Origin of the sequence: Brevibacillus choshinensis (genome assembly GCF_001420695.1) — a bacterium.
Lineage (GTDB): Bacteria > Bacillota > Bacilli > Brevibacillales > Brevibacillaceae > Brevibacillus > Brevibacillus choshinensis.
On the sequence record NZ_LJJB01000010.1, the window covers coordinates 1,769,704 to 1,792,158 of the forward strand.

General features: G+C 46.0%; 22 protein-coding genes and 1 pseudogene. 7 read left to right on the forward strand and 16 right to left on the reverse strand.

The features are described from left to right. Positions 1-172 precede the first annotated feature (172 nt). On the forward strand, positions 173-928 hold the full coding sequence (locus tag AN963_RS18340; RefSeq protein ID WP_152985688.1) for a hypothetical protein: 756 nt from the start codon (positions 173-175) through the stop codon (positions 926-928). Between the two features lie 106 nt (positions 929-1,034). Beyond that, the gene (locus tag AN963_RS18345; protein WP_055745963.1) at positions 1,035-1,229 is read left to right on the forward strand and encodes a small acid-soluble spore protein H; all 195 of its coding nucleotides are present in this window, start codon (positions 1,035-1,037) and stop codon (positions 1,227-1,229) included. Positions 1,230-1,410: 181 nt separating this feature from the next. Here the strand turns inward: AN963_RS18345 and AN963_RS18350 are convergent, their stop codons facing one another. The 3 genes from AN963_RS18350 to AN963_RS18360 form a co-directional block, all read right to left on the reverse strand. Next, positions 1,411-1,746: a hypothetical protein gene (locus AN963_RS18350; protein WP_055745964.1), complete on the reverse strand. Its 336-nt coding sequence runs from the start codon at positions 1,744-1,746 to the stop codon at positions 1,411-1,413. 65 nt (positions 1,747-1,811) lie between these two features. Continuing rightward, the gene (locus tag AN963_RS18355; RefSeq protein ID WP_055745965.1) at positions 1,812-3,008 is read right to left on the reverse strand and encodes a ParM/StbA family protein; all 1,197 of its coding nucleotides are present in this window, start codon (positions 3,006-3,008) and stop codon (positions 1,812-1,814) included. 336 nt (positions 3,009-3,344) lie between these two features. Continuing rightward, positions 3,345-4,394 carry an LLM class flavin-dependent oxidoreductase gene (locus AN963_RS18360; RefSeq protein WP_055745966.1) on the reverse strand — a complete coding sequence of 350 codons (1,050 nt, stop codon included), beginning with the start codon at positions 4,392-4,394 and terminating at the stop codon, positions 3,345-3,347. A 623-nt stretch (positions 4,395-5,017) separates the two neighbouring features. On the opposite strand from AN963_RS18360, the gene AN963_RS18365 reads away from it, so the two are divergent. Further along, the gene (locus AN963_RS18365; protein ID WP_055745967.1) at positions 5,018-6,853 is read left to right on the forward strand and encodes an N-acetylmuramoyl-L-alanine amidase; all 1,836 of its coding nucleotides are present in this window, start codon (positions 5,018-5,020) and stop codon (positions 6,851-6,853) included. A gap of 47 nt (positions 6,854-6,900) precedes the next feature. Continuing rightward, positions 6,901-7,389: a DUF4386 domain-containing protein gene (locus AN963_RS18370; protein ID WP_236708016.1), complete on the forward strand. Its 489-nt coding sequence runs from the start codon at positions 6,901-6,903 to the stop codon at positions 7,387-7,389. 8 nt (positions 7,390-7,397) lie between these two features. On the opposite strand, the pseudogene AN963_RS18375 reads toward AN963_RS18370, so the two are convergent. Together AN963_RS18375 and AN963_RS18380 are read right to left on the reverse strand one after the other, a co-directional pair. Continuing rightward, a pseudogene (locus AN963_RS18375) lies at positions 7,398-7,966 on the reverse strand (Crp/Fnr family transcriptional regulator). 24 nt (positions 7,967-7,990) lie between these two features. After that, the gene (locus AN963_RS18380) at positions 7,991-8,878 is read right to left on the reverse strand and encodes a LysR family transcriptional regulator (RefSeq protein WP_055745968.1); all 888 of its coding nucleotides are present in this window, start codon (positions 8,876-8,878) and stop codon (positions 7,991-7,993) included. Between the two features lie 125 nt (positions 8,879-9,003). Here AN963_RS18380 and AN963_RS18385 point away from each other — a divergent pair, with 125 nt between their 5' ends. Then, entirely contained in the window at positions 9,004-10,194 is a 1,191-nt protein-coding gene (locus AN963_RS18385) for a coenzyme F420-0:L-glutamate ligase (RefSeq protein ID WP_055745969.1), read from the forward strand. A gap of 610 nt (positions 10,195-10,804) precedes the next feature. On the opposite strand, the gene AN963_RS18390 is transcribed toward AN963_RS18385, so the two are convergent. The 4 genes from AN963_RS18390 to AN963_RS18405 form a co-directional block, all read right to left on the reverse strand. Further along, positions 10,805-11,383, reverse strand: a complete 579-nt coding sequence (locus AN963_RS18390) for a TMEM175 family protein (protein ID WP_055745970.1) — start codon at positions 11,381-11,383, stop codon at positions 10,805-10,807. 153 nt (positions 11,384-11,536) lie between these two features. Beyond that, complete coding sequence (gene rlmH / locus AN963_RS18395) at positions 11,537-12,016, reverse strand: 23S rRNA (pseudouridine(1915)-N(3))-methyltransferase RlmH (RefSeq protein WP_055745971.1); 480 nt, start codon at positions 12,014-12,016, stop codon at positions 11,537-11,539. Positions 12,017-12,020: 4 nt separating this feature from the next. Beyond that, positions 12,021-12,263 (reverse strand): CxxH/CxxC protein, encoded by a 243-nt coding sequence (locus AN963_RS18400; protein ID WP_055745972.1) that lies wholly within the window; start codon positions 12,261-12,263, stop codon positions 12,021-12,023. Positions 12,264-12,525: 262 nt separating this feature from the next. Next, positions 12,526-13,755 (reverse strand): S1C family serine protease, encoded by a 1,230-nt coding sequence (locus tag AN963_RS18405; RefSeq protein ID WP_055745973.1) that lies wholly within the window; start codon positions 13,753-13,755, stop codon positions 12,526-12,528. Between the two features lie 256 nt (positions 13,756-14,011). On the opposite strand from AN963_RS18405, the gene AN963_RS18410 reads away from it, so the two are divergent. After that, positions 14,012-14,248, forward strand: coding sequence for a hypothetical protein (locus tag AN963_RS18410; RefSeq protein WP_055745974.1), 237 nt, complete (start codon positions 14,012-14,014; stop codon positions 14,246-14,248). Here the strand turns inward: AN963_RS18410 and AN963_RS18415 are convergent. From AN963_RS18415 to AN963_RS18440, 6 genes are all read right to left on the reverse strand, one after another. Further along, complete coding sequence (locus AN963_RS18415; RefSeq protein ID WP_055745975.1) at positions 14,243-15,031, reverse strand: MBL fold metallo-hydrolase; 789 nt, start codon at positions 15,029-15,031, stop codon at positions 14,243-14,245. The genes AN963_RS18410 and AN963_RS18415 overlap by 6 nt on opposite strands. A gap of 63 nt (positions 15,032-15,094) precedes the next feature. Beyond that, on the reverse strand, positions 15,095-15,868 hold the full coding sequence (locus AN963_RS18420; RefSeq protein ID WP_055745976.1) for a two-component system regulatory protein YycI: 774 nt from the start codon (positions 15,866-15,868) through the stop codon (positions 15,095-15,097). Further along, a complete protein-coding gene (locus AN963_RS18425; protein ID WP_055745977.1) occupies positions 15,855-17,234 on the reverse strand; it encodes a YycH family regulatory protein in 1,380 nt (459 codons plus the stop codon). Before AN963_RS18425 ends, AN963_RS18420 begins: the two co-directional genes overlap by 14 nt. Beyond that, entirely contained in the window at positions 17,231-19,054 is a 1,824-nt protein-coding gene (gene walK, locus AN963_RS18430; protein WP_055745978.1) for a cell wall metabolism sensor histidine kinase WalK, read from the reverse strand. The genes AN963_RS18425 and walK overlap by 4 nt, the downstream gene beginning before the upstream one ends. Continuing rightward, positions 19,051-19,761 (reverse strand): response regulator YycF, encoded by a 711-nt coding sequence (gene yycF, locus AN963_RS18435; protein ID WP_055745979.1) that lies wholly within the window; start codon positions 19,759-19,761, stop codon positions 19,051-19,053. The genes walK and yycF overlap by 4 nt, the downstream gene beginning before the upstream one ends. Before the next feature lie 185 nt (positions 19,762-19,946). Continuing rightward, positions 19,947-21,443 (reverse strand): LysM peptidoglycan-binding domain-containing M23 family metallopeptidase, encoded by a 1,497-nt coding sequence (locus AN963_RS18440; RefSeq protein WP_055745980.1) that lies wholly within the window; start codon positions 21,441-21,443, stop codon positions 19,947-19,949. Between the two features lie 262 nt (positions 21,444-21,705). Between AN963_RS18440 and AN963_RS18445 the strand changes: the two genes are divergently transcribed. Further along, positions 21,706-22,077: a hypothetical protein gene (locus AN963_RS18445; protein WP_055745981.1), complete on the forward strand. Its 372-nt coding sequence runs from the start codon at positions 21,706-21,708 to the stop codon at positions 22,075-22,077. 80 nt (positions 22,078-22,157) lie between these two features. On the opposite strand, the gene AN963_RS18450 is transcribed toward AN963_RS18445, so the two are convergent. Further along, on the reverse strand, positions 22,158-22,361 hold the full coding sequence (locus tag AN963_RS18450) for a hypothetical protein (RefSeq protein ID WP_055746366.1): 204 nt from the start codon (positions 22,359-22,361) through the stop codon (positions 22,158-22,160). Positions 22,362-22,455 lie beyond the last annotated feature (94 nt).

The following is a 22,455-nucleotide window of genomic DNA, read 5'->3' on the forward strand; positions in this document are numbered from 1 at the left end:
GCGGAATATACCCATACAGGTCTGCACCTCTTAATCCAGCCGACATAAGATAAGTAGCGTTGTCGTTCCATTTATAAATCTCCGTATTAAGGGGTGTTCCTTATGAAACCAAGCCGAATCGCCATGATGAGCTTCGGTCACAATGCTGCCATTTCCGCTCGAGATACTGGTAGTGAAATACGTGGTTAATCCTTTTTCGTATAACGAATACTCACAAATCCTTCATTGTATAAAAAAGCACCACGAAATCATTGATTATTCACAAGTAAATAAGGATACGAAACAATTCGCAGTAATTCGTCATGACGTGGAATTTTCTGTTGAGAGGGCGTATGATTTCGCAAAATTAGAGAAAACCCTCGAAATCAATACAAGTTACATGTTTCAAATTCGAAATAACGCATATAATCTATTTTCGAATGAAAATATTAAAATGGTTAGGGAAATCAATGCTATGGGGCATAAAATAGGTCTTCATGTTCATTTAGGTGGGTTGAGTAGTTTCGCGGAAATTAGCAAGTATATATTGCATGACAGTAAAATAATGGAGAGTTTTTTGCAAATACCGATTAATCGATTTTCCTTTCACCGTCCACCAAAAGAAGCATTAAAAATGAATGTAAAGCTTGAAGGCTTGATTAACACTTACGAAGATCGCTTTTTTGAATTTCGCGAGGAAGAGGACGGATTTGAGAACCTTCAAATTAAGTATATTTCAGACTCAAGGCATGCATGGAATTATGGATATCCCGATGAAAAGACGATAAAAGCTAATTCAAAAATACATTTTTTATTTCACCCTTATTCCTGGACTGAACATGGATTTGATAATAGGTTAAACTTTCAATCCTTAAAAGATGAAAAAGTAAGAGTATTTACGAATACGGTTAAAACTGAATGCAATCATTTTAGTGGTCATTTCCAATAACGCTTCAGCCGGTTATTTTTCAGATTTATTCATTTGTAATTGTAGAATTTGAAAGTAACGTAAAGGAAATATTATTTCTGTTACAAATTACGAGGGGGGCATTCGTATGAACAAACAACGTGCTAAAGAGATTGCCGCTTCACCTGTTATGGCCAATGTTACCTGTAACGGAATTCCAATCTATATCCAACATGTAGATGAAGAAGCTGAAATGGCTAGAATCTATCCGCTCGACCAACGGGAAAACGAACAAAGTGTGCCTGTTAACAGTTTAACAGAACATGAAACCAGACTACATTGACTTGCCTCTGATCAAATCATACTTAACCGCGAACCAAAATAGTCAGGGGACTAACTGCTTGTAACCTCGCTACAAGTCGTTAATCCCCTTCGTGGTATTACTTTTCTTCTAAAGAATTGCTTAGTATCACAAAGTATTACTTAATGTTCTATCGTATTATTTTGTACTACTTTAGAGTGATTCAAATCCAAGAGTCAATATCTTCATCATCAATGTCATCATCTTCATTGGGTGTAAGTGATTCCACTTTAGTTGCTGGTAGTTCCGCATTTCGGAAATTAGCAATTAGCCCATTATTATTTGCAATAAGAGAATCCCCATTGGTAGAAAATGCTCTTTCTGCCGGAATGTGGTTTTGCAAATTTCTAATGCCATTAGCCGCCACTTCATTTTCAATCAGGTAGCGAATCGAATCCATTAAATTGGTTTGACAATTTATCCAATCTACAATGAGAGGAGATTCATTCTTTTTGGTTTTAATGCTGATATTATCCCCTGGTTTTTTAGGCTTTTTCATTACGCTCCCACCCCTCCATGCCTCGTCTTGACTGATAAACACGATGGTGAATGAGGGGAATTATACTAAACGGCTTGTTTGGCTCTTTCCTTTAGGGCCTCGTAAATCTTCCCCCGCACAAAGGCATCCAATCCTTTGGCATTCATCGTAACAGCGTATTGAGGTGGGATATATAAAAGCTTGATTTCCCTCTCTTCACATAAATCCTTCAGCATTGGATGCAGGATGGAACGCATTAGTATACTTCCCCCACCATACACACATATCACGTCGATTTCGTTTCTCGCTTTTGTAAGTTGCTTTCTAATGTTGGTAATGATCTGTTTGGCTTGCCCTTCGAGCGGTCTTCGCAGCGTTTTTATTGCCTTGGAATGATATTTATGGTTCGGATTTTTCATTACATCACTAAAAAATTGTCTAGGACTGTCCGGCAAATGAATCAATCGATTAAATTCATCCAGGGCTTCTTCAATGGCATAACCAGCTCCGTGATTGCTTCCATGCACAAATTGACGCAAGAGCTTGTTGCCTTCCGTAATCGGATATTCCGTCGATCCATCTCCAATATCCGTATGCAAAATACGTTTGTCTTTAAAATAACTGCCGTTGAAATTCTCTTGCAAAGAATAGTTTTGTGCAAACTCGTTAAAAATATCGCCTTCCCTCCAATTCCCTTCCTCGTCTTTCTGAAGGGCAAAGGTGACGGGAGTAGCTTCAGGCACTACTTTGGTAAAATCAAATATCACTTTAACGGTTACCCGCATTTTTCCAAGGTGAACGGTAACATTATGGGGACCAGCCATAAACCTTCTTTCAAATTTTGCTGATGCCTCGTCAGTATGCTGGGTAATAGGGAGTACTGTTGCCATATCCACTTGTACTTCGATATTTTCAGGAATGCCTTTTTCCTCTTCAAATACTTTTTGAACAGCTACTGACGCGATTTGTCCCAATGTATTCACGATTGGCAAATCCACATCATATTTGTAGTCAATCCCAACTTGCATGGTATCCAATAATTCACCGCTGTCTAATGCGAACTTTCCAATGAAATACATTCCTGGTCGTGCAGAAGGAGAATCGATCGTGACAATTAGTTGATCCTGGAGGTTTTTAATAATGCTTTCCGGAGATTGCTCTTCACTCCAAGGTAGTCCATCTACCGCACAATTCACATTAGGTTGCTGGATAAGCCTTCCGTCAACGAAAATATCATGCTCGCTATTACCATTGTCATTTCCCACAAAAAAGTGAAATTGCATACGTAATTCCTCCTCTTGGGTATTTTTCATTGGACGTTATGCTGAATTACCATTACCTAGTAATGCCACGTGGTATATAGCAAAACATAATATTACTTACTCTTAGATACCACTGTTGTTTGATCCTATTCTATTGAAAACTTTCGTTATCCTGCCATCTTTAATGGAATAGGCCCTATCGACCTATCGCCGAAACATGATGAATTTTTCCAGTAAAAAAGGCATGGATCGTAATCCATACTGGCTTCGAAAATACAGATGACCCGCAAGAACGTCTCTTTTGAATAAGATCATTCTTACGGGTCACAGCATCTTTATTTCATTTTTTTTGCAAGCTTACCGCGATGCTTCCCAGTTTGCGACTTCCTCCCGAACTCGCGGTGCCACCTCTGTCCCCAGCAGACGAATCGCATTCATGACATCTTCATGCGGCATGGTGCCGACGGGTACGTGCAGCATAAAGCGTGTGACTCCTACATTTTTGCGCAAGTGAATGATTTTCTGAGCTACCGTTTCCGGATCGCCTACATACAGTGCTCCTTCAAAGCTTCGCGCCGCATCAAAGCTCGAACGATCGTAATGCCCCCACCCACGCACACGTCCCAGCACATTCATGGCTTGCTGCGTGGAAGGGAAGAATTTATCAGCGGCTGTCTCGGTGTCCTCCGCGACAAAACCGTGAGAATGCGAAGCAACCGTTAGCTTGGATGGATCATGGCCTGCCTGAATCGCCGCTCTCTTATACAGATCGACAATCGGCGCAAACTGGACCGGACGACCTCCAATTATCGCCAGAACGAGTGGTAGTCCCAAAAGACCCGCACGAATAGCAGATTGCGCATTACCACCACTACCAATCCACACGGGCAAAGGATCCTGGACCGGACGAGGATATACACCCAGATTGTTGATAGCTGGCCGATGTCCGCCTCTCCAGGTTACTTTTTCAGAAGCACGTATTTTCAGGAGCAGCTCCAGCTTCTCATCGAACAGCTCATCGTAATCTTGCAAGTCATAGCCAAACAACGGAAATGATTCAATAAAGGAACCTCTACCCGCCATAATCTCCGCACGTCCGTTTGATATCGCGTCTAGTGTCGCAAAGTCCTGGAATACGCGAACGGGATCAGCGGACGAAAGCACCGTGACGGCACTCGTCAGTCGAATCCGTTTTGTTTGCGAGGCTGCTGCAGCCAGTACAATGGCAGGAGAAGAGGCCGCATAATCTTTCCGATGGTGCTCGCCCACCCCAAAGACATCCAAGCCTACTTGATCAGCCAGTACAATTTCCTCGACCACTTCACGTATACGCTGTGCGTGACTGATCACCTCGCCTGTCTTAACGTCCGGTGTGGTTTCTACAAATGTGCTCAACCCTATTTCCACTGGGAAGTCCCCCTTTGTCTACCTCGATCTCATTATTTCTGCTTTGGAAAACATTTATCAAAAGATAATATCTCTATTTTGAGACATTTTATCTCAAATTACAAGTATTTATCGGTTTTTGCGCCGACTCGGCCGGATCCCGTAACGGCACGTGTCATCTCTACTCGACTAACGCGGCTTTTAGACGATCAATATGGATCCAAGAGGTTTACGCATCCCTGTTTTTAAGTTCACCGCTGGTGCGTTGGTATTGTGCTAAAAGTTCTAATTTTTTGGTTCGATACCCATATTATTGAAATGTTTAAAAATTCAGTATATAATTCTGAAATAGCTACAAGACCACATCTATTCCAACTGAATACACATGTTTGCTGCTTTATTTTCTTGTATGCTTTTTCTCTTAGGTGAGCATACACCGTAAGTAAAATCCAGTAACCAGAGTAGGAGCGCATTTGCTTTCCTGTTCTTTGGTGCTGGATTTTTTTCTTCAAGCACCCTCTCTTACTACCGCGTTAATGTCAGGAAGTGCGCTTCTTTGAAAGGGGGGATTGGGTATCCCATGCGCTTTTGACATCCCGTGCCTTTGATACACCTGTTCCATTTCCAAATGCTCGAGAAAAGGAGTGTTTCTATTGAAATCTTGGGGTAAAGTTTTGCTTCCACTTACGATATCCAGCTTGTTGGTGGGAGGGTATCTATCTCCACTGCCAAGCCAAGCGCCAGTATTCTCGATTTCGGTTGCCCATGCAGAGGAAGAATCGTCCACTTCCCTTCAACAAGCTTTTGAACAAGCTTCTGAAGAATTTGATGTTCCGTTGGGCATTCTTCTATCCGTTTCTTATAACATCACCAATTGGGAGAATCATAGTGGAAGCCCGAGCTTTTCTGGCGGATACGGGATCATGCATCTCTCCACGAACACTTTAAAGTCTGCTGCTGCTTTACTCGATCGAAAGGCAGATGAACTGAAAAAGGACCCTGTTCAAAATATTCGAGGTGCTGCAGCTGTACTTGCCCAGTACGCTCAGGACACAACGGGCCATGTTCCAAAGAACGAAGAAGATTGGTATGGTGCTGTCGCCAAGTATAGTGCGACCGATCGCAAGGCTTCCGCGCTTGAGTTTGCCGATCAGGTATACCAAACCATCAACGAAGGTGTCGAACGCGAAACGTCTGAAGGACAAATCCTGCAGCTGGTGGCAAAGGACGTGGAGCCCAACACGGATACGGCAGAGAAGGTAACCTTTGCAAAAACCACCTCTGAAAAGCAATCGACACCAAAGCCCGAATGCCCAAAGGGATTGGATTGTGACTTTATTGAAGCCCCTTATGTCCAATTAGAGGGTAGCGACTATTCGAATCACGACATTTCCAATCGTCCAAGAAAAGGCCCTGCTATCAATTACATTGTCATTCACAATACAGAGGAAACGTACGACGATACCATTAAGATTTTTACAGATCCCCTCCGCTATGTTTCCGCTCATTACGTGATTCGTTCAAAAGACGGACATGTCACCCAAATGCTCAAGAACAAAGACGTGGGCTGGCATGCGGGCAACTGGTATTTTAACAGTACCTCCATCGGCATTGAGCATGAAGGCTATGCGATTGAAGGCGCCAATTGGTACACCGAAAATATGTACCGCAGCTCCGCCAAGCTCGTTCGCTATTTAGCCCGTGAGTACGATATTCCACTCGATCGCAATCACATTATTGGACACGACGAAGTCCCTGGTATGAAGCCTGCGAACCAATCCAAGATGCACGAAGATCCAGGACCGTTCTGGGACTGGGATCACTACATGGAGCTCATGAACGCCCCTATCAAAGACAAGAAGAAATCCAAAAAAATCATCACGATCAAGCCTGACTTTAAGCATAACCGTCCTGAAATGACTGATCTAAAAGCGCAGCCATCCAATTTCCTGTATCTGCGGACAGCTCCCGATAACGATGCTCCACTCATTATCGACGCTGCAGTAAAACCAGATCGAGATGAGACAGACCCCTTAAACTGGGCAAACAAAGCAGTAACTGGACGTACGTTCTATCTCGCAGACCACGAAGACGATTGGGATGCGATCTGGTTCGGTGGACAAAAGGCTTGGTTCTACAATCCAAGCGGGAAAAACACCGTGGCTGGCAAAGGAATTCTCGTAACACCGAAAAAAGGCAAAGATTCGATCCCTGTCTACGGACAAGCCTACCCGAATCCAGAGGATTACCCGAAAGGCGAAGAACCGCAGACCGTTACCCCTCTGCAATACACGATTGAAAAAGGACAGGTCTACGTCGCCGCTGAGAAAGTGAAAAGCAGTGTTTTTCTCGCCCCTGTTTATGTACTAGATCCGAAAGAAAACATTGTGGTTATCGGGAAAGAGCAATTTTATCAAATCAATTTCAATCATCGTCTAGCTTTTGTGAAAGTGGCCGATGTGGATGTTGTAAAGGAATAACCGATTATACATAATAGTCCCTAACTTTAAAGTCAGGGACTATTTTTGTGGTTACGACGTTCGTGCTTCACGAAAGAGTAATGTGGACAGGGCTTGGGTCAGCAGCTTCTCGGATTTTCTATTCGGCTATATTGGGTATGGCCATACTAAGCTTGATCGTTGTGCTGCTACTCTCGGGACATACAAACGAGTTATCCTCATTTAAAATCGAACAGACTCAATCCCTTATGATGCTATTTCTTGAAGCATTCGAATCTATTTGGTCTTTTGGTTTGATCATTTTTGGTGGGCATCTGTTGATCGTGGGGTATGTGGCTTTAAAATCGGACAGCATTCCTAATGTTATCGGCATTTTATTGTTACTTGCTTCAATAGGCTATATGGTCATTCACCTAAGCAAAACGTTTCTTTCACAATATGATAGGGTAATCGCAATACTTAATCTTATATTTAGTATGCCAATGATGATTGTGGGAGAGCTTGGCTTTGGGATATGGCTGCTGCTGAGAGGAGGTAAACTCCCCAAACGCGCATAACCACTTTCCTAAAAACCACTGATATTGATCCGCTTCTTGATTCTGCTTAATGACTCTTGAGTAATGCCCAGATAACTCGCCAATTGATGTTGAGGCACACGATTGACTAGATGAGGTCTTTTTCGTAATAGCGCTTTGTAGCGATCTTCCGGTGTATGCGATAAATCCAGTCCATTCATCTTGCACCTCGCCCAAGTTTTCTTCTACCATCTTACGTATCATGGTTTCCAATTGTGGGTGTTTGTGAAACATGCTCTTTTCGGCATCAAAGTCACCCACAATCAATACACTGTCTTCGAGACAAGCTAAGGTGTTTTTGTTGATGCCGATTGAAAATCGAGACCGCTTGCTCTTCTGTGTAGAAATTGGATGTGACTTCTTTACCCGTCTCATCGATCGAGTACTGCCTTACACATCCCTTCAACACGAAATAACATTTTGCGGGGACATCTCCTTGTCGAAGGAGCACTGTTCCCTTTTTGTATTCCTCAATCAGGGTGGCTTTAACGATAGCCTGTTGTCCCTCATCAGTAAGAGATGTAAATGAAGTCATATACTTGAACAATATGCTTTTCATTTGTCTCTCCTTTGATCTCGGATTTTAAAATAGCTTATTTTCTATTAGCTCAACAAATTTCGTCGATGCTGCCGATAGCGATACACTTTTTAAAAAACATACGCCGATACTTCTCTTAGGTATTTCCTCCAGTAATTGAACCTCATGCAATAATCCTTTATCCAAATACTCTCGGGAAAACTCTTTCGTCACACAAGCCACGCCTAAATTGATTTTTGCAAACTCCAATAATAAATGATGTGACCCTAATTCAAAATCGGGCGAAATCTGTATCCCTTTAGACAAGATGTAGTCCTCTACATACTTTCTGGAGTTCGCTTTTGATTCTAGGAAGATTAATGGCAGTTGTGTTACCTGATCAAGGCTGACAGGTCCGGATAAGATGCTCTTAAATTTATCCCCGCATACAAAAACATCTTGAACATCCATACATGGTCGTAATTCTAGCCCAAGATCGTCAATCGGAAAATTACAAATGCCGATATCCACTTCACCGGATTTGATCAGGGCGCAAATCTCCAATGTCGTACCATTTACAATCTTGAACGTAATATTGGGGTATCTATTATGAAATTCCTCTAGATAGGGAAGTAAAAAATACCGGGATATCGTATCGCCAACACCTATTTTTAATTCCCCTGTGGTTAAATTCTTCAATTCCAGTATCTTTTCTTCTCCGACGCGAATGAAATTAATCGCCGAATTCGCATATGCAAATAAAAGACTGCCTTCGTTCGTTAAAAATACTCCTTTCGATGTTCTTGTGAACAGACGAGTATCTAACTCCCTTTCTAATTGCATGATCGCTTGGCTAACGGCTGGTTGCGTCATATAAAGATCATGAGCCGCTTTGGAGAAGTTTTTCCTTTTGGCCACCGTACAAAATACTTTATAGAGATCTAATTTGCTCATGTCATAACCACCACTTATATCAAGTATTCAATATATTAATTTAACTTATAGCATTTGTGCGTGTATATTACAAATAGATACGCCAAATCATGAATTCACCATAATAGTCCGAGGGAGCGATTATATTGGAAAGAGTGGTTGGAACAGTAGTTAGAGGCCTCCGTTGCCCCATCATCAATCAAGGGGACCGCATAGAGGAAATCGTCGTAGATAGTGTGTTAAAAGCTGCCGAAGTAGAAGGCTTCCGCATTCAAGATAAAGATATCGTTACGGTCACAGAATCCATCATTGCTCGTGCTCAAGGTAACTATGCTACGATTGATCACATTGCGAAAGATGTTAGATCCAAATTTGGCGATGAAACGGTTGGGGTCATTTTTCCGATCTTGAGTCGCAATCGTTTTGCCATCTGTCTTCGCGGTATTGCAAAAGGGGCTAAAAAGATCATTCTCATGCTTAGCTATCCATCTGATGAAGTCGGAAATCACTTAGTGGATCTCGACATGCTCGATGAAAAAGGAATTAATCCCTGGACAGATGTTCTGACGGAGCAACAATTCCGTGAGCATTTTGGCTATGAGAAACATACCTTTACCGGCATTGATTATATCGATTACTATAAATCGTTGATCGAAGAATATGGCGTGGAGTGCGAAGTCATTTTCTCCAATAATCCAAAGACCATCCTAGAGTACACCAAAAATGTACTGACTTGTGATATTCATACGAGATTCAGAACGAAGAAGATTTTAAAGGCGAATGGCGGAGACAAAATTTATAGCCTGGATAACATCTTGATGACGTCAATCGATGGCAGCGGATGTAATGAAGCATACGGTCTGCTCGGGTCCAATAAATCGACGGAGACTAGCGTGAAACTATTCCCACGTAATTGCCAGCCTATCGTGGACAACATCCAGCAAATGCTCAAAGAAAAAACGGGCAAGCATGTTGAAGTGATGATTTATGGAGATGGTGCATTCAAAGACCCGGTCGGAAAAATATGGGAGCTTGCTGATCCCGTAGTATCGCCAGCTTACACAGCAGGACTTGATGGCACACCGAATGAAGTAAAGCTGAAATATCTTGCTGATAATAACTTCGCGGACTTGAGAGGGGAAGAGCTGAAGCAGGCTATCTCTCAATATATTGGCCAGAAAGATACGAATCTGGTAGGAGCCATGGAAGCACAAGGTACGACACCTAGAAGATTAACGGATCTGATCGGCTCTCTGTCTGATTTAACTTCTGGAAGTGGAGATAAAGGGACGCCTATTATCTTTATTCAGGGGTATTTTGATAATTATACAAGCTAAATGGAATGAATAGATGAATGGCAATGAATCGGCGTACGGGACAGGCGAAAAGTCGGGAGTATCGGGCTTATGTTTGACTCGGCGTTACAAGACATATTTTTGAGTTAGCCCTCTTCCCCAAAACGGTGGAGGGGCTTTTGCTTTTTGTAGCTCATTCAACACAAAGTTGCGACTGAAATTCGACCTTCTTACGGGCTAGGGCCATCGTCGACGGACACGATACGAGAAGATGGATGTGGTCCTTTTCAACGCTACCCTACACGATCGTGATCCCTCTGCTGTAGCAGTATTGCCGGATAAGCTCGCATGCTCTTGACACTACATTTCCAACGAGTACATGATGTCTGTACTTTCGTCACCCATACGAAATGGTACTTGATGTCATGCACCGAATGTCCACCTGTTAGGTAATCGACCACGGCTCTCACCTCTAACTTCATGTTAGGTGTGGCCTGCTACACTGTCCACGCGCTGGAAGCTTTCCAGCTAAAGCCGCTGAGTTAGACCTGGCGCATGGAAACTAAACGGGTGTTCCATTCATTTCAAGGCGCCTTTGTCAGTAAAAAAACTCTTTGAATTCCGCTTGCATGCGAGAATCAAAGAGCATTTCTTAGTGGCCTTTCAGGACGTGCTCGATTCGCTTATCCGGAACGAACCAGATTATGGCAACAAGTACGAAAAAGAAGCCGGATATCCAAGGACTCACATATGCGGTTAAGACCGCGATCAAGTAGAGCAAGGGAGATAATTTCCCCTTCAGGTCTTTTCCCATCGCCACGACGAACGAGGAATCGCCGGAATGCTGCTTAATAATCGCCCGCTGAAGCAGCCGGTACGAGAATGCCGCTAGTAGTAGAATAATACCGTACAGCGCTGTTGGAGTGGCTGCAAAACGGCTTTCCCCCATCCAAGCTGTCGTGAACGGCACAAGGGATAACCAGAAGAGAAGCAGCAAGTTGAGCCACATCAACCGCCCGTTCATCGTTCGTACCATGTGCAGCAGATGATGATGATTGTTCCAATAGATGCCGACATAAACGAAACTGAAGATGTAGCTTAGAATTTTCGGGCCAAGTTTGCTCAGAGCATACCAGTCATGACATTCCGGCACTTTAAATTCTAACACCATGATCGTAATGATAATCGCCAGCACGCCATCGCTGAACGCTTCCATCCGATTTGCTTTCAGAGTGGTTCACCTCTTCCTCTCTTCCCGCTTTTTAATCGATGCGACAACAGAAGCTTTGCATAAAACCCTTCATCTTATCAAGAAAAACTTTCACGAATTGTAATCAATTATTCCAACAGTGGCTTTAACATTCCCCTCAATTTCCCCCAATTGTTACTTGTGGTACGGTTCCCCCCGACTAATCCGAAACGCCCGATACACCTGCTCCAGCAGCACCAACCTAACCAACTGATGAGGAAACGTCATCTTGGAAAACGACAACAAAGCATCCGCCCGCTTCAGCACCGCATCTGCCAGCCCCAGCGACCCACCGATCACAAATGCCACCTGGCTCCGTCCGTGTAACGCCAGCTTGTCCATTTCCGCAGACAGCTTTTCCGATGACCACATCTGCCCGTCGATCGCCAGCGCGATGACATACTGATCCTGCTTGATCTGTGCAAGAATACGCTCACCTTCCTTGCGCTTCACTTGCTCCATTTCAGCTGCGCTCATCTCTTCCGGCGCTTTTTCGTCGCTGACCTCCACGACTTGCAGCTTGCAGTAAGCAGAAAGTCGTTTGCTGTACTCATCGATCCCCTCGCGCAAATACTTTTCCTTTAGCTTCCCTACGGTAATAATCGAAATCTGCACGTGTCTACAATCCTTTCTCTTTCAAAAGCGCAATCTTGGCTGGAGCACCACATGCTCGACACCGCTTGTCCAAGCTCTCGTCCTCTAGCAATTCAGCCTGGTGTGTATCCGGCGCCGCCTCGAAATCATTCACGTAGTCGTCCAGCTCCTCGTCGAAATGCTCCATGCACGCAAAACGCACATGAAATTCGGAGAGGAGCGCTACGTCTTTACCCTCGATTTTCACACTTTCCAGCTTTCTGTCCATCTCGTTTCCTCTTTTCCGTCCTGTTAATGATATCGCTCTATATTCTACCCCAGATCGGTGAGAAAACAAATTGCTACTCAAGAATCGGCATGCCTTATGCAGGCAAAAAAAAGAGCGCCGATTTTCTCGGCGCTTTCAAGAAGGGATCTATTGTAAAAATAGATAGAGGGGAACTAGGAACTACATATATGCAAACGGGACAAACTTCATCCCGGAATTGCCCGAAAAGGGTAGGGATTGCTACAATAGCGAGCAGATTTCTTTACTGCTCAGGCGTCTTCGTCAGTTTCACATTCGCTGTCTTCTTGAAGCCATCGCGGTAGTAAGTGACTTCTACCGAATCGCCCGGCTTTTTGTTCAAGGTCAGGAATTTGCGCAGCTGTGCACCTGTATTGATTTCCTTGCCATCCAATTTGACGATGACGTCGTACTGTTTCAGACCCGCTTCGCCCGCTGGCGAGAATTTGCCTATTTCGTTCTGTATCACGACACCCGCTTGGACTTCATCAGGCAGATTCAGCGTTTCCTTCCAGTTGTAGCGCGGCACATTCGTCAAGTCGAACGGTTGGACACCCAGATATGAGCGCTCCAGTTTACCTTTATCCATCAGCTCGCTGACGATGGCTTTCACATCGTTGATCGGGAGGGCAAAGCCCAGTCCTTCGACGCCTTCTTTGGAGATTTTCAGTGTATTGATCCCGATGACCTGTCCTTGGATGTTCACCAACGCTCCACCACTGTTACCAGGGTTGATCGCGGCATCTGTTTGCAGAACATCCAATTCCCAGTCATCTTGACCATCTTCATTAAAGTCCATTGGCATTGAGCGTTCCAACGAACTGATGATACCTTGTGTTACCGTGCGGGAGAACTTCATACCCAACGGGTTCCCGATGGCAATCGCCGGTTCGCCCACCTGCAAGGTCGAAGAATCACCCAGTTCAGCCACAGTACTCACTTTAGCTCCATCGATCTCCAGTACAGCCAGATCGGCGTACATATCGGCACCCAGGATTTTCGCTTCTACTTTTTCACCGGTAGGTAGGGCGATCTCCAGCTTTTGTGCCTGATCGATAACGTGATAGTTGGTAATGATATGGGCTTTTCCATTCTTTTTCTCAAAGATGACGCCAGAACCTTCGCCTTGCTCGACATCTTGTGTATTGCTATTCATCCAGTTCGTTCTGGAGCGACCGATGTTAATGACGCCGACTACTGCATTTTCTACCTTTTTCACGGCGTCTACGGTTCCTGTATCTACCCTGACGGAGACCGGTTTCGCAAACAGATTAGCTGTTGGATTGCTCATGACGTTCGATGCGCCCGGCTTCACCATATTAATGTATCCGGCGTTGGAGAGAGTCGGCAGCGTAAGTAGTACGACCATTCCCCCAATCACCGCAGAAGTCACAGACGTCATGATTGTACGTCCTACACCCGCCCCACGTCGATTCTTCCGTTCCACGTGAGTCAAATCATCATAAAATCCCATGATTCACACTCTCCTTCCTTACTTATTACTAGGGTAGCAGTTTTTTTGCACTCCTATACTTTGATTAAACAATTTGGACAACTTACTTTCATGAGTTCAAGTTTGGGCTTCCTTTTGACATCCTTAGTATACGAATCGTTTTTGGCAAAATAGCGTGAGAAATAAGGAAAGGTTGTGGAATGTGTAAAGCCCTCGGAATATTTCACCGAGGGCGCGGATATGATAGATTAAAAGCTTTCGAAAGGATTGATAGAACGTGAAAGAAGTGAATCTGATCGCCAAACTAGCCGACCTGCAAGAAGTAGACTACCAGAATACGCTTGTCCTACATGCCATGATCGAACTGATGGTTGCAAAAGGTCTCTTTACCCGGGACGAGCTCACCAGCAAAATGAGCGAATTGGACACGCAGCTATCCTTCCACATCGACACGTACGCCAAACTGACCGATGCTGCCAACAGTCGTCAGATTCAGATCAAACCAGTCCTATAGCTCTTCCAGCTTCGTCGGCCGATCCGGGTACGTGTCGCGCAAATGGACATCGTCGCCCACGACTAGACCCTTCTCTTCTAAAATACCTTTCACGGTCAGTCTCGCCAAATCGATCATATTGTTTTCCTTACTCAAGTGGGCCAAATACACGCGTTCTGCTCCCCCGCCCAGACAATCGAGCAGAGCCTCTCCTGCAGTCTCGTTGGACAAGTGTCCCACGTCACTCAAAATCCGTTTCTTGATGCTCCACGGGTATTGAGACATGCGCAAAAGCTCCACGTCGTGATTGGATTCAAACACGTACGCATCTGCCCCGCGGATCGTTTCTTTGATCTTGTCGCTGACATAGCCTAGATCAGTTGCGACACTGAGCTTTTTCGAGCCTTGGTAAAAGCAAAAACCCATCGGCTCTGCCGCATCGTGGGAGATTCCAAAGGACTCGATTCCTAAATCTTCCAATTCTTGCTTTTCTCCTACTGCAAAAAAACGACGTTGCTCTTCTTTGATGGTTCCAATCTGTCCGTCCAGCTCTCCCCAAGTCTTTTCATTCGCGTAGATCGGCAGTCCATAGCGACGTGCCATGACACCGACCCCTTTGATATGATCGACATGCTCGTGCGTGACGAGAATCGCGCTGAGATCAGCCGGGTTGACTCCGATGGTCTGCAACGCCGCTTCTGCCTGCTTCCCCGTTATCCCTACGTCAATCAACACAGAGACACGGTCAGTCGCCACATAGATGGCATTGCCCGTGCTTCCGCTTGCCAATACACTAAATCTCACCAAACATCCCTCTTCCCGTAACGTTCCCTCGCTGTCTGTCTCTCGATTCCGATTCCACCCACTCTAACGCTGTGTCACCATCGGTCGTTCCAAGGCACCTGTAAAAGCATTAATAAAATGCTGCTTGCCCTCGTGAATGACCCGCCACACTGGAGCCAATGCCTGAATATCTGCATCATACGATCCGTAGTAGCCCAGACTCACACTTTCGATCCGTTCCCCCGGCTGTATAATCTGCTTGTCCACCAACGAACGCAGGGCTGTATAGCCAGAGATCACCTGTCGCCCATTCTCTTGCTTGCGCATATGGAAAAATGTCTGTCGGTATCCCAAGATCGAGCCGTTCTCCAGATATACCTCCAGAGGAGCTACGAACACAGGCATTTTTTGATACACCTGCCAGTACAACAGACGCCCTTGATTGGACTGATACATATCTGCCGTGTATTGATCTGCGTACATCAAGCGCGGACCGATTTGGCGCAACAGCTCGTTAGGCGTAATTTGTCCTCGAATTGGTAAAGGTGGGTTCAGCTTGGCCGCCAGCGACATTTTCTCCATCGTCGCTGTCAGACCAGACATCTCTTGCAAAGAAAGCGGATTGATCCCCACATACTCCGCATTCAAGTAAGACATTTCCGGCGTATCTTGAGGCACCTCGGTCACCAAAGCGATATTTTGCTGCTTCAAATACAGCTCCATGTCCCATTTGTCGCCCTGTGCCACATCTTGATTGTTCCAAAAACTAATTCGCGTCACATACACCTGGTAGCCGAGGAACAAATCGAGGAGAAGAAAGGCCCAGATCAGAATCGTCTTGGTTCTACTCCAATCCATGCACCTTTCCTCCTCCCTGATTGGCTTGTGCGGAAATGTACAGGTTGGCCTGGTTCGCCATTTCCACTACCCAAATCGGCATCAGGTCTACGTACCCTTCCCCTACGTTGGTATGGTAGGCCAGAAATGCATTCGTAATTTGCTCCGTATTCCCGAGCTTTTTATCACGAATGAGCTGATAAAGCTCTGGACCTGACATGACATACCACTCTTTGTTGGAGATATACTTGTCCAGGCTCAACAACGAACGACTCAGTGTCACCACTTGACCAGCCTCTGAGGTGATCTGGATCGTATCGATTGGCTTATCCCCCTGACTCATCAGAGGATAGGAACCTACATACTGTCGGAACGTAATTAAATCTTTTTCATTATAGCTTTTCTTCATTCGCTCAAAATGGTAGTCATCCAGCCATCCCAAATGCTTGTTGATAAAGCTCACGGCTCCCTGGACCTTCTCTTCATCCGATTGCTCCTGAGCGCGCTGTTGATAAGCCGGATCGGTAAAGGTAAACGCCTGCTGCTCTGACTTCAGCTGGATCGAACGACTCCCATCCGTAAAAATGACCGTCTTGTCCCGCTCCATGATCTGTCTCACCAATGACGGATCAAGGAAGTACGCTTCGATCAATCTTTCATTACTGATGGTTTCATAACCATACCGGAACTGCTGCATGCGCATCTGGTTTTTCGGGAGATAGAACATGCTCCATACCGGAATGGCGCCTTCGATCGCAGAGTAGGTCCGCTCCGGCTTCACGATCTTCATGATTTGCTCCGGCATTTGATTACCGGTTGCCAAATACGAATCTCGCAAATCCTTCAAGCTAATAGAAGTACGTGAGCGCATCATCTGGCCTTCTTCTGAAGAAAGGAAGAGAGCATAGACGAGATCCTCATCTTTTTCGTAGTACAGCCACAGGCGATCGATTCCTTTGATCCGGCTATCGTATTCATCCCGAAAGGTGACCAGACGTCCTACGATGGACAGGGGTACCGTGCTTCTGAAGCGGACCTCCAGTCCCATCTTTTCCCGGGCAATTTCCCCCCACTTATCATTCGAGAGCATATACGGGGTAAAATCGAGGAAAATCCATTTGGACATTTCCTTCACGATCATGCTATAGGGCCCGTCTGTCGCCACCGCTTGGGTATGTCGATCCTCTCCATAGTGAAACACGACAGATTCCGGTTTCACGAGCTGCACCAGCTGCTTTTCCTGCACAGGCTTTGATTCCGTATATTGAGCTGGCTCGATAAACTGAAATTTCGGCTGGTTGCTCCATAACATCGCGGTCAAACAAAAGCTCGCCAGCACCAGCAGATTGAGTAATACGGTCTTGGTAGGTTCCAGCCACCGCTTCATCCCGTCTTACCCCCTTGGGCAAATGGAACCCAGAACGTCACGGTTGTTCCTACGTTCCACTCGCTGGTGATCTCGATATCTGCCCCGTGCGCTTGCACTAATTCCCGGGCAATAGCCAATCCCAAGCCAGTCCCACCTTGTCCGCGAGAGCGCGCTTTGTCTACCCGATAAAATCGTTCAAAGATCCGCTTCAAATCTCGGCTAGGAATTCCGATCCCTGTATCTTCAATCGAGATCAGAACCCGCTTTTGATGGTTATTGATTTTTGCACGCAATACAACCTTCCCCCCTTGGGGCGTGTATTTGATCGCATTGGACAGCAAATTGTCCAACACCTGATTGATCGCGTCCAGATCAATGTAGACAGGCGGCAGCTTGTCTGGTACTTCCAGACTGAGTTGAACATCCTGCTGCTCTCCAAACATGGAAAAGCGATCAGCAGCGTAATGCAGCAATCGATGAAGATCGGCTTCCTTGCAATGCAGGCGCACCCCTTGTGAATCAAATCGGGACAGCTGCAGTAAGTCATTGACCAACCGGATCATACGCTCGGTTTCTGACATCGTTACGCGCAAAAAGCGGTTAGACAGCTCCGGTTCTTCTACCGCTCCGTCTAACAAAGCTTCCACATAGCTTTTGATGGTTGTCAGCGGTGTTCTCAGCTCATGGGAAACGTTCGCCACAAATTCCCGTCGTTGATGCTCCAGACGCTGCTGCTCCGTAACATCTGCCAACACGGCAATGATACCGCCCTTCTTTCCACTGTCATGCTGCAAGGGCGTAAAGGTCACGCGCAAAATGACTTCATCCCGATTCGGAAGCATCATTTCAATGAATAGCGGCTCGACCTGCTCATATAGCGGCATTTCTTCCTCGGGAGGCAGACTCAAAAGATCGTATAGCGTTCGTGCTTTAATCAAGACATCGGTCATGGTTACCTGCAGCATTTCTTCGGCAGCACGGTTAAACAAAATGATCTTGCCCTTTCGATCGGCAGCAATCACTCCGTCTGTCATGTTGCTCAAAATACCTGCGAGCTTTTCCCGTTCTTCCTCCTGCTGCAGAATCGCTTCCTGCAAGCGTAAGGTCATATGGTTAAAAGCCATCCCCAGCTGTCCGATTTCATCGCCGCTATACACTTTCACATTGCTGTTGAAGTCTCCATCGGCTACCGCTCGCGCTTGACGAGTCATTTCCTTGACTGGCTTGGTGATCGTCCGGGCGAGTACGACTCCCAGCCCAGCTGTAATCACCAGCGCGAACATCGTTCCAGTCGCCAATATCCCGTTCATTTTTCGGATGGTCGTATACGTCGCTTCCATCGAAGCCACCATGTAGACGGCTCCGTACACGATCTGATCTCCCTTGACCGGCAGCACTAATACTTTCACGCGAGCGCCCGTACGCGGGTCAATCCGCATCGATTCACTTCGCGTCCCCAGTAGAGCTATCGTGACTTCCGGCTGCGACGTCCGTTGGCCAATTCGGCTTTTGTCCTCGGTAGTGCTGACGACCGTACCCGTCTGATCGATGACCTGCACGTTTGCCCCATTGATCTTGACCAGATTGTTGATCAGATTATCGATGTCCTGGCGGTACTGCTCAGGGTTCTGTTCCTTGCCATCTTTGGGACGAAGATCACTCTCCAAGAGGCTCGCAAGCAAGCTCGCCTGACCATTCAATGCCTCCGAGAAGTTGTTGATGTAATAACTCTCTACTTCCCGGGCAAAGTAAGCTCCAATGAATTGCATCGCCAGCAAGATGAGTAGCATGTAAATAACGACCATTTTCCATTGAATCGTTTTGAACAGCCGCCTCATCCAGGCGTTCCTCCCATGCCAGGGTTACGCAGCGTATAGCCCAAGCCACGGCGCGTGATGATGTATTTCGGTTGGCTCGGGTCGTCCTCGATCTTTTCCCGCAATCGGCGAATCGTCACATCTACTGTACGCACGTCGCCAAAGTAGTCAAATCCCCACACCGATTGGAGCAAATGCTCGCGAGTCAATACTTGACCCTGGTGACGAGCTAAATAGACCAAGAGTTCAAACTCCCGATGAGTCAGGTCCAACGGTTCTCCCATTTTCTCCACCGTGTACGAATGGAGGTCAATCTCCAGCTCGTGGACTCGCACCAGATGCTGTTGATCTTTTTCTTCGGTCTTTGGCTGGTGTCTGCGCAAATGTGCTTTGACCCGTGCGACCAGCTCCCGGGTGCTAAATGGTTTGGTGACGTAATCGTCCGCGCCCAATTCCAGCCCCAGCACTTTGTCCAGTTCGGAGTCTTTGGCTGTCAGCATGATAATCGGTACATCATGTGATTGACGAACGGCCCGGCACACTTCCATCCCGTCGCGCCCTGGCAGCATCACATCCAGTAAAATCAGGTCAGGCCTCTCATTTTGAACGACGACCAGTGCTTCCTCGCCATCATAGGCACACACGACCTGATAGCCTTCCTTTTCAAAGGTAAACTTCAAAATATCTGCGATTGGTTTTTCATCATCTACAACCAGGAGTTTTGCCATCTCGCTCCCTCCTTTTCTCATTAAGGATTCCACTCGTGGAGCTTCTATTCCTCTACAATACACCATGTCCTGCGTGTAAAGAAGTCCTCTGGAAATCACTACCTTCTTCTAGTTGATTCACGGGAACAAAAAAAGGGTAATCTCGCGTGGAGACACCCTTTTCTCTATTGCCAAAAATTACTTGTCTATTTTAAGAAACGCATTGGGTTCTGGATTCGTCCATTTTGATGAACCTCAAAGTGAAGGTGAACGCCAGTAGAGTCCCCAGTGGATCCTTTGTTTCCAATTTTCTTGCCTTGAGCAACCACGTCGCCGACATTGACGCTAATGGTGCTCATGTGACCATACAGGGTCTCCATGCCATTTCCATGATCGATAATGACGGCTTTTCCGTAGTCGCCATCCCATCCGGCAAATTTGACACGCCCATTATCGGCAGCCAAAACAGAACCGGATCCGGCGATATCGATTCCTTTATGCATCCGGCCCCAGCGTGTTCCAAATCCACTGCTGATATAACCACCCGCTGGCCAGCTCAGACGGCCTGTCCCACGAGATGGGATCACCTTGGTTCCCCGCTCCACGATTTTGGCAACTGGTTGGGCAATTACGTCCTGCTTGACGATCGTGCGATCAACGACTTGTCCATTTTCCTTGGTCACTTCGTATTGAACCATCTTGCTACCGTCCCGGCCTTCCTGGACAGTTTTGGTTTCTCCCTTTGGCAGCTTATCATTATTGTTGATTTGCGTGGAAAACGCAATGGTTTCTTTTTGCGAGAGTTCCTCTTTGACCTGCACGGTCACCAAAGGACGGACCGCGGTAACATTGATTTGTTGTCCCAGCTGAAGCACAGTATTTTCTGTTACTCCAGGGTTGTTGGCATAAATGTCATTCGAGGTAATATCGTACTTTTTGGCGATACAACCAATACAATCACCTTCGACGACGGTATGTGTCATCTGCTTGAAGGTGCCTTTCTCCAGCAGTTCCTCTAGCTTTTCCGCAGGCAATACTTGCGCGGCAGTTACGGAGTCACTCTCTGTCTGTACTTCTTCCTTGAAGGTAACTTCCTTGATCGGACTGCTCTTGGCAGGTGCAGACAACGACGCAGCAGCAACCGCCACTTTCTTGTCAGCCTGTGGAACGCCCGAATACTTTTCTTTGACATGTGCAAGCACTTGCTCGGCAGTATTCTGATCTGCCGCATATCCGATTACTTTTCCATCTACGACCAGTTTGACCGCCTCGACTTTGATGTCAGCGATGTCTGAAAGTGCACTGAGCGCTGCCTCATTGTCAAAAGGCGCCTTGTACGTACGCTCTTCCTTGTAGGTTATGTAGTCGGCGAGAGTCAAAGATAAGCCATTCTTGGCCTTTTCCTCTTCCAACTTGGCGCTTGTCCAGTTTTTAACCACAGAAGGGTTGTCCACTACGCCAATTTCTTGACCATTCACAAGCACGTGATATACCGACAAAATGTTGCTTGAGTAGTAATATTGCGCGGATGCTCCCGCTGCCACAGTGAACACCAATCCAGCTGCGACGGAAATCGTTTGTTTTTTATGAGTTTGAACGTATGCGCTTGTTTGTTCGATCGTGCGTTTCGCCAATTCTCTGCAATTCTGAACGATTCTCTCTGACCGTTCCTGCAGCTTGGCCTTCCATTCTGACCATTGCATAACTTGTCCCTCCTGAAAACATAAGAAGCTCGCCTTACTTTCGGTATTTCCTGAATTGTTTAAATATACCGACTAGGACATATAGCCCAAAATTTTGTTTCCAGTAATCTGCCAAATTGCCTAAAGAAACCAACTATGTCGACTTTACCACATATTTAGCGACAACATCAAGTGTAAATTGCTGTCGAATAAAAAAGTTGATGAAGAGTCATTATATGTACATAGAACTGGAATATTTTAGACGATCAGGAGCGTGATTTATGTGAAAGAGCGAAACATTCTGTCAGGATTTCACACGGAAGAAGATGCATCCAAGGCCGCAGATGCTCTACGGCAAGCTGGTTTCTCCATCGTACAGATCGACAGAGTCGGACAATTTCCTGGGGATGGGAACGAATCGATTATGAATCCTATCTCTGGAGAAATCCCTAGCCTGGGCATCATGACACTCGCTGGAGACTTTCCAAATGGGCGTGATGCGAGCATTTTGGCTGCTGCGAGTCCTGACGCGAGTGGGATGGCCGACCGCGGAGATGACAACCTGAACCGAAGTGTCCTGTTGACTGCAGTCGTACCGGAAGAACGGGGTGACGAGGCTACCCAAATCATCACATCGCTCGGTGGGATGGTTTGATCACAACATAAGTCCTAGCAAATAATAGCCACCTATTCCAGAAGGGAAAGGTGGCTCATTGCTTTTTGCTCATTCGATTATCACACCTCGAGCATGGAAGTTACATCTTTTAGTGCCAATCGGCGGATCGTCGTTTTCTCCGCATCCTGTTGCTTATATGTGGTGATGAAGCACAGGTAGCCGTTATCGAAATGAGTCATGGTTCCCTTGATGACGACGCCATTGAACATCTTCACCTGTACATTTTTCCCGAGCAGCTTCATAGCTTTTTGATCAAAACCCATCATCACGATCACCTCTCCATTTCCTTTCTATGCTCTACTTTATGCCCAGATGGTGTCGTTTCGTGTCTGTCCTCATGAAATAAATTTGTTTGTT